The sequence below is a fragment of the Pontimicrobium sp. MEBiC01747 genome (assembly GCF_053601635.1).
This window is the reverse complement of sequence record NZ_JBSHNS010000417.1, coordinates 1-7,489: the sequence shown is the minus strand read 5'-3', so window position 1 is coordinate 7,489 and position 7,489 is coordinate 1. Positions and strand designations below refer to the sequence as shown.

At 31.9% G+C, this 7,489-nt stretch carries 7 protein-coding genes and 2 tRNA genes; 7 read left to right on the top strand and 2 right to left on the bottom strand.

Annotation, left to right across the window (positions count from 1 at the left end; genetic code table 11):
• The coding region (locus ACVC2P_RS13520) for an outer membrane beta-barrel protein (RefSeq protein WP_452598986.1) at window positions 1-443 on the top strand (443 nt) is incomplete at its 5' end.
• A gap of 85 nt (window positions 444-528) precedes the next feature.
• Here ACVC2P_RS13520 and ACVC2P_RS13515 read toward each other — a convergent pair.
• Window positions 529-1,599, bottom strand: a complete 1,071-nt coding sequence (locus ACVC2P_RS13515) for an FKBP-type peptidyl-prolyl cis-trans isomerase (RefSeq protein WP_452598985.1) — start codon at window positions 1,597-1,599, stop codon at window positions 529-531.
• A gap of 80 nt (window positions 1,600-1,679) precedes the next feature.
• Here ACVC2P_RS13515 and ACVC2P_RS13510 point away from each other — a divergent pair, with 80 nt between their 5' ends.
• Window positions 1,680-2,054: an RNA-binding S4 domain-containing protein gene (locus ACVC2P_RS13510; protein WP_452598984.1), complete on the top strand. Its 375-nt coding sequence runs from the start codon at window positions 1,680-1,682 to the stop codon at window positions 2,052-2,054.
• A 52-nt stretch (window positions 2,055-2,106) separates the two neighbouring features.
• The gene (locus ACVC2P_RS13505; RefSeq protein ID WP_452598983.1) at window positions 2,107-2,610 is read left to right on the top strand and encodes a phosphoribosyltransferase family protein; all 504 of its coding nucleotides are present in this window, start codon (window positions 2,107-2,109) and stop codon (window positions 2,608-2,610) included.
• On the opposite strand, the gene ACVC2P_RS13500 is transcribed toward ACVC2P_RS13505, so the two are convergent.
• On the bottom strand, window positions 2,602-3,120 hold the full coding sequence (locus ACVC2P_RS13500; protein WP_452598982.1) for a shikimate kinase: 519 nt from the start codon (window positions 3,118-3,120) through the stop codon (window positions 2,602-2,604). The genes ACVC2P_RS13505 and ACVC2P_RS13500 overlap by 9 nt on opposite strands.
• Before the next feature lie 141 nt (window positions 3,121-3,261).
• Between ACVC2P_RS13500 and ACVC2P_RS13495 the strand changes: the two genes are divergently transcribed.
• The 4 genes from ACVC2P_RS13495 to ACVC2P_RS13480 form a co-directional block, all read left to right on the top strand.
• Window positions 3,262-3,334 (top strand) — tRNA-Lys (locus ACVC2P_RS13495).
• Between the two features lie 143 nt (window positions 3,335-3,477).
• Window positions 3,478-3,563: transfer RNA gene (locus ACVC2P_RS13490), tRNA-Leu, on the top strand.
• Window positions 3,564-3,732: 169 nt separating this feature from the next.
• Window positions 3,733-4,023 carry a hypothetical protein gene (locus tag ACVC2P_RS13485; protein ID WP_452598981.1) on the top strand — a complete coding sequence of 97 codons (291 nt, stop codon included), beginning with the start codon at window positions 3,733-3,735 and terminating at the stop codon, window positions 4,021-4,023.
• Between the two features lie 94 nt (window positions 4,024-4,117).
• On the top strand, window positions 4,118-7,489 hold a 3,372-nt coding region (locus ACVC2P_RS13480; protein ID WP_452598980.1), incomplete at its 3' end, for an efflux RND transporter permease subunit.

Here is a 7,489-nt window from a genome sequence, read left to right as displayed (position 1 = left end):
ATCCTACAGCTACAGTAGGTTACCATATAGGTATTTTCGGGAAATTAGGGAACAAACTATATTTTAGACCTGAGCTAGTGTATACCAGTACTAAAAGCGATTATGATACTGCTGGTGATTTCTCTATGCAAAAATTAGATGCACCACTTTTAGTTGGTATAAAAGTTATAGGTCCTGTACACGTCTTTGCTGGTCCTTCTTTACAATACATTCTAGAATCAGATTTAAGCAATGCGGTTATAGACAAGCTTGAAAATGATTTTTCTGTTGGACTACATTTTGGTATAGGTCTAAATATAGACCAACTAGGTCTGGATTTAAGGTATGAACGTGGTTTTAATAATAATGAAGCCACTGTAATAACAAATAACACAACAATAGCTGCAGATAGATTAGATACAAGACCAGAGCAGCTTATATTAAGTTTATCTTATAAGCTATAAGAAAACAAACTGGCTTTTACCTATTATAAACAAAACAGCCAACTCAATGAGTTGGCTGTTTGTATTTTATTTACATTCTAAAAATTTAATCATCGCTTAAATTATTAGTTACCGTATTATCTAAATAATCTGGTAAATCTGGAGAATCTGATGTATTAGTATTAGGCACCACAACAGTGTTTAAAATGTACGTTCCATCATTTTCTATTTCTATACTAACAAATACTTCATCGGCAGCAGCATTATTATCATAATACATTTGTGCATCAGCTTCTGTTGCAAATTCTACATCACTTTCATTTTTAGTATACGCTTTCTTTATAACTTCATCTCTGGTTAGTACACCATCTCCATCATCATCATTATCTATAAAATTCACTAATAAATCACCATCTGTATTATCATCTAGTCCATCACCAGACATAGATAAGTCTTCTAAATAAGAAGGTATTCCATCTAAATCGAAATCTGTATTACTTCTAGAGTATACATTAAACCTAAAAAAAATTGGTGCATATTGAGGAATAGAACCTACTGGTCTAGAGAAATAACCTAATCCAGAAGGAATAAAAGCTGCTCCAATTCCATGATTATGGTAAACTACAGACCCATCTGCTGCTTCTGTAAATCCATCTGCCGTTTTAAACTCTGTTAATCCTTCTCTAAACCCAGCCACAACTCCTCCTTGAGAACCTACTGTTGTTAAATTAAAAAAGGCAGGTGTTACAGCACTATCAAAAGAAGTACCGTCTACAAGCGTTCCATTATATGTTACGGCTGCTTTATCTAAACCATGTACATTTTTATTAAGCCCTTCTCTTACTTTTAGTATATATAACTTATAGTCTATACCATCTTGTGTAATCGTTTTTGCTATAACTTGATCCATTAAAGGAATCTTATCTGCATTAGCCCCCTCTATTGTATCAAAAACTAATTCAAACTCATCATTTGCTAAAGAATACTCTGGATTTGCATTAAATTCTTCGTAATTATAAAAGTGTGTTTCTAAGTATTCTTCTATCTCTATGAGATCTTCATCGTACACTTCTTGTCTATCTCTATCTGGAATAATCTCTGGTCCATCATCCTTTTTACAAGAAAAAGATAATAATACTATAGATAAAGTTGCTAAAGTTAGTTTTCTTAAATTCATTTATTGCTTATTTTTGGGTGCAAGATAAGTTTAAATATAATTTTGCACAATATCATTAACGTAGATTTTAGATTATTTGTATGCGTATAGACAAGTATTTATGGTGTGTAAGGCACTACAAGACAAGGAATATTGCAACTACTGCTTGTAAAAAGGGGCATGTTAAAGTAAACGGACAAGCAGTAAAACCAAGTAGAGAGGTCTATGTAACAGACAAAATTGAACTTAGAAAAAACCAGATTAATTATAGTTTAACAGTTTTAGATATTCCTCCTAACCGCGTTGGAGCAAAACTTGTTGACATCTATAGAGTAGATACAACTCCAAAGTCTGCTTTTGAAGCTCAAGAGCTTTTAAAATTTGCTAAAGATCATTATCGCAAAAAAGGCACTGGAAGACCTACAAAAAAAGACAGGCGAGACATTGACGATATTTATAAAGAAAATGAATCGTAAAAAGTAATTTAATTCTTTCTTCTGTTTTATATTTGACTAAAATAATTTCTTTATGACTGCATTAAAAAATAGTATTCTCTCTCACGACGAAATAAATCATAAAATAAAACGTATTGCTTATCAAATTTATGAGAGTAATGTTAACGAATCTGAGGTTATTTTAGCGGGTATAGATCGTAATGGTTATATATTGGCAGAGAAGTTAAAAACAATATTAGAAGACGTCTCCCCTATTACTCCTATATTATGTAAAGTTAGTATTGATAAAAAAGATCCTAGACAAACTATAGAAACATCAATTACACCTGAAGCTTACACTAATAAATCTGTTATACTTATAGATGATGTTTTAAATTCTGGAACAACCTTAATTTATGGCGTAAAGCATTTTTTAGATGTTCCATTAAAACAATTTAAAACTGCTGTATTGGTAAACCGAAATCATAAAAAATATCCTGTAAAAGCAGATTTTAAAGGCATATCGTTATCTACCTCTTTAAACGAACATGTAAATGTTGTTTTAGAAGGTGATACTTATGAAGCTGTTTTAAAATAACTTTAATAAAATAGCTTCTATAATTGCTTCTGGATTTTCATTGGCATCTATTGTAACATCTGCTTGATTATAAAAATTAGACCTTTCAAATAAATGTTTGCCAATAAATTCGGTTAATAATTCTTCTGTTTCTATATGGGCTATAATTGGCCTTTGCTCCTTTTCTGTTTTTAACCTGTTAACTAATTCTGGAATAGAAACTCTTAAATATATTGTTTTAAAGTTCTCGTTTGCTTTAAGCAACGCCATTGTATTATAATAACATGGCGTCCCACCACCTAAAGAAATCACTGTTTTCTCACTTGTATCTAACAGCGTATTTAAATGTTTATGTTCTACTTTTCTAAAAAATAGTTCTCCTTTTTTATCAAATAGTTCACTTACCGAATTCTGTTCTTCAGATTCTATATAAGCATCTAAATCAATATAATTATAATGTAAGGCTTCTGCTAGTTTTTTTCCTATTAATGACTTCCCTGAGGCCATATATCCTAATAAAATTATATTCATTTTTTTGTTATCAATTTGATTATTAAAAGCATAGAAAATTGCAGTGCAAAAAAACAAAAAAAACTTTAAATTAGTGTTGGAATATCGATAAAAGCTTTTATATTTGCACCCGCATTAGGGAAATAACTTAATGTTAATAATGACCTGGTAGCTCAGTTGGTAGAGCATCTCCCTTTTAAGGAGAGGGTCCTGGGTTCGAGCCCCAGCCCGGTCACAACACAAAAGCAGTTAACCTAATCGTTAGCTGCTTTTTTTATTTAACGAGTAAATAGATAGTCTTTAAAATTAAATTTATAAATTCTCTTCTTAAAAAAGTTAAGCAATACCTAACATTTTTATACCTTTACTCTTATAAAAGCGCACGTGGCGGAATTGGTAGACGCGCTGGCTTGAGGGGCCAGTGACCGTTTTTGGTCGTGGAAGTTCGAATCTTCTCGTGCGCACATGTTTTATAGCATTTACTAAATATCTTTTTATAGTAATGCAATCCCATTGCATTACTTTTCTTTTTACATTTGTACTGTGAAGATTTTTTCAGCCATATTATCCTTAATCATTATAACAACATCGATATTTTCGTTTGGTGATGAATTTTTAATTAATAATGATGAAATGGTTGCTATCACGCATATAACAGAAACCAACACTATTCACGAGGGGCATCATATAGATATCGAAGGGCATAAAGAACATCATGATGATAAAAATCACCCGGAAGATTCTAATTGTGACAAGGAGTGTCATTTTTGTATTTGTTCTTGCACTTCTTCTAACGTTATAGTCTCTGTTTTTAAGTTTGAATTTAGTAATTTAGAATACTTTAGTTCTAAAATAACTATAAGTCATAATTCTTCTTATACCAATCAGTATTTAGATTCTATTTTCCAACCTCCACAAGTTTAATTAAAAATAGTCCGATTTTCCTTAATCTAGGAAACCATTATTCTTTTCTCATTTTTGGGTAAAGCCTCTTTTTAATTAAACTTAAATAAATCAAATGATTAATAAACTTATTGAGTTTTCAATCAATAACAAATTTGTTATTGCATTGTTTACACTTGCATTAATTGTAGGCGGAATTTATAGTGCTAAACAAGTTCCTGTAGATGCTGTTCCAGATATTACAAATAATCAGGTACAAATAATTACCCAAGCTCCTAATTTGGGTACGGAAGATATTGAACAGTTTATAACCTACCCAATAGAGGTTGCAGTTGCAAACCTTCCCGAGGTTACAGAAATTCGTTCTATCTCGCGTTTTGGTTTGTCTGTTGTTACTATTGTTTTTAGCGATGATCTAGACACTTATTTACCAAGACAACTTGTTTCAGAAAAATTAACTGAAATTAAAGCTAGCATTCCCGAAGGTTTTGGTACACCAATGATGGGCCCTATTTCTACAGGTCTTGGAGAAATTTATCAATATACTTTAGAGGTAGACTCTAAATTTAAAAACAACTATAGTCCTACAGAGCTACGTAGTATTCAAGATTGGATTATTCGTAGGCAAATGGCAATGGTTCCCGGTGTAGTAGAAGTTAATGCTTTTGGAGGAAGTGCTAAACAATACGAAGTCGCTATAGACCCTAACGAAATAAATGCTATTGGTATAACTATTAATGATGTTTATCTAGCCTTAAAAAACAATAATGAAAATACAGGTGGAGCTTATATTGAAAAAAATCATCAAGCAAACTTTATTAGAGGAGAAGGTTTAGCACGCTCGCTAGATGACATTAAGAATATTGTTATAACTAATAAAGGTGGTATTCCTATAACTATTAAAGATATTGGAACTGTAAAATTTGGCAATGCAACCAGATATGGTGCATTAACTAAAAATGGTGAAGGTGAAGCTGTAGGTGGAATGATTTTAATGTTAAAAGGTGCTAGTACAAATACAGTTATAAAAAGTGTAACGGAACGTATAAATGACATACAAAAATCCTTACCAGAAGGCATTACAATAAAACCCTTTCTAGATAGGAGTAAATTAATTGCAAATACAACATCTACAGTAAAAAACAATTTAATAGAAGGTGCACTTATCGTTATTTTTATTTTAGTCTTTTTCCTTGGTAATTGGAGGGGCGGCTTAATTGTAGCATCTACTATCCCTCTATCATTGCTCTTTGCATTTATTTTAATGAATATTTTCGATGTATGGGCTAACCTTATGAGTTTAGGTGCTATAGATTTTGGTATTATTGTAGATGGGGCCGTTATTATTGTAGAAAGTACAGTTTTCTTAATCTATCAACGCATTCAAAAAAACAAACCTGTTTCTGCAAAAGATAGAGATAACATTACCTACAAAGCTTCATCTAAAATGATGAATACTGCATTTTTTGGTCAATTTATTATTCTTATTGTATTCTTACCAATTTTAGCCTTAGAAGGTGTGGAAGGCAAAATGTTTATTCCTATGGCACTAACGTTTAGTTTTGCCATGATTGGAGCAATGGTACTTTGTTTAACTTATGTTCCAATGGCTACTGCTTTATTTTTAAAAGCCCCAAAAACAAAAAAAGTGTATTGGGGAGACAACATTGTACATTGGTTAGAAAATAAATACGAATCCGTTTTAGTTAGAACTTTAAAAAGAGGGCGATTAATTGTAATTTCTGCATTAGTTCTGTTAGGTATTTCTGGCTATGTTTTCTCTAAAATGGGCGGTGAGTTTATTCCTCAATTAGACGAAGGAGATTTAGCTTTTCATGCTATTTTAAAACCAGGCAGTTCACTTTCTGAAACAATTACAACTACTACAAAAATTGAAAAAATTGTAAAAACTAACTTTCCTGAAGTTAAAGACATTATTAGCCGAATTGGTGTAGCTGATGTCCCTACAGACCCAATGCCAATGGATATTGCTGATGTATTTGTAATTTTAAAACCAAAATCTGAATGGGTTAGCGCTGTTACAAAAGAAGAACTTATTACTAAAATTAAAGAAGAAGTAGAACAAGTTCCTGGGGTAAATTACGAGTTTACACAACCTATCGAAATGCGATTTAATGAACTAATTACTGGGGTTCGCGAGGACATTGCTGTAAAATTATATGGTGAGGATTTAGACATTTTAGCAAAAAAAGCAGAAGAAATAGGTAAAATTATTGCTACAGTAGATGGGGTTGCAGATATGAAAGTTGAAGCAACTACAGGACAACCACAAATTACTATTAAATACAATCGAAATAAACTAGCACAATATGGCTTACAAATAAATGAGTTGAATCACTTAATTCAAACAGCATTTGCTGGAGGTATGGCAGGAACCATTTTTGAAGGTGAAAAGCGTTTTGATTTGGTTGTTAGGTTAAAAGAAGAGTTACGTAAAGACTTAAACCATGTAAAAAACCTATTTGTGCCTTTAGCTAACGGAAGTCAAATACCACTTAAAGAAGTTGCTAGTATAAGTTACAAACCAGGCCCTATGCAAATTAGTAGAGATAATACTAATCGTAGAACCTATGTAGGAATTAATGTTAGAGGCCGTGATATTAAATCTTTAGTTGAAGAGATTCAACAAAAAATTGATACAGAAATAAAACTACCTACTGGCTACTATGTAAGATATGGTGGTGCTTTCGAAAATTTAGAACGCGCTACAAGCAAATTAAAAACAGTAGTACCTATTGCATTGGGACTCATTTTTATACTCATTTTCTTTGCCTTAAAATCTATTAAACAAACGCTAATGATATATATGGCCATTCCTTTAGCAACTATTGGCGGAATATTTTCATTAATGCTACGTGATATGCCTTTTAGCATTTCTGCTGGTGTAGGATTTATAGTCTTATTTGGTGTTGCTGTATTAAATGGGTTAGTACTTGTTAGCGGATTTAATGAATTAAAAGCTGAAGGTGTAACCAATATTAACGAACGTATAAGAATAGGAACTCGCAGACGTATTAGGCCAATTCTTTTAACAGCATTAACCGATATGCTTGGATTTTTACCAATGGCGCTCTCTACCTCATCTGGTGCAGAAGTACAACAACCATTGGCCACCGTTGTTATTGGCGGTTTATTAACCTCAACATTATTAACCTTATTTATTATCCCAATTCTATATAAATGGATTGAAAGTAAAGCACATAACACAATGAAATTTAAAACCCCAAAAACGGTTATTACAGTTATTTTATTAGGTTTTAGTTTTGGAATAGCACAAGCCCAACAAAAAACGATTACAATAGATGAAGCTGTAAAAATTGCTATAGAAAATCACCCTACACTAAAAGCTTCTCAATTATATATAGAAAAAGAAAAAGCTTTAAAAACTACAGCATGGGACTTTGGCTCAACTCAATTATTTACCGCTGGAGAAGAAATTGGCAATACTAATGCTCCTACATATACT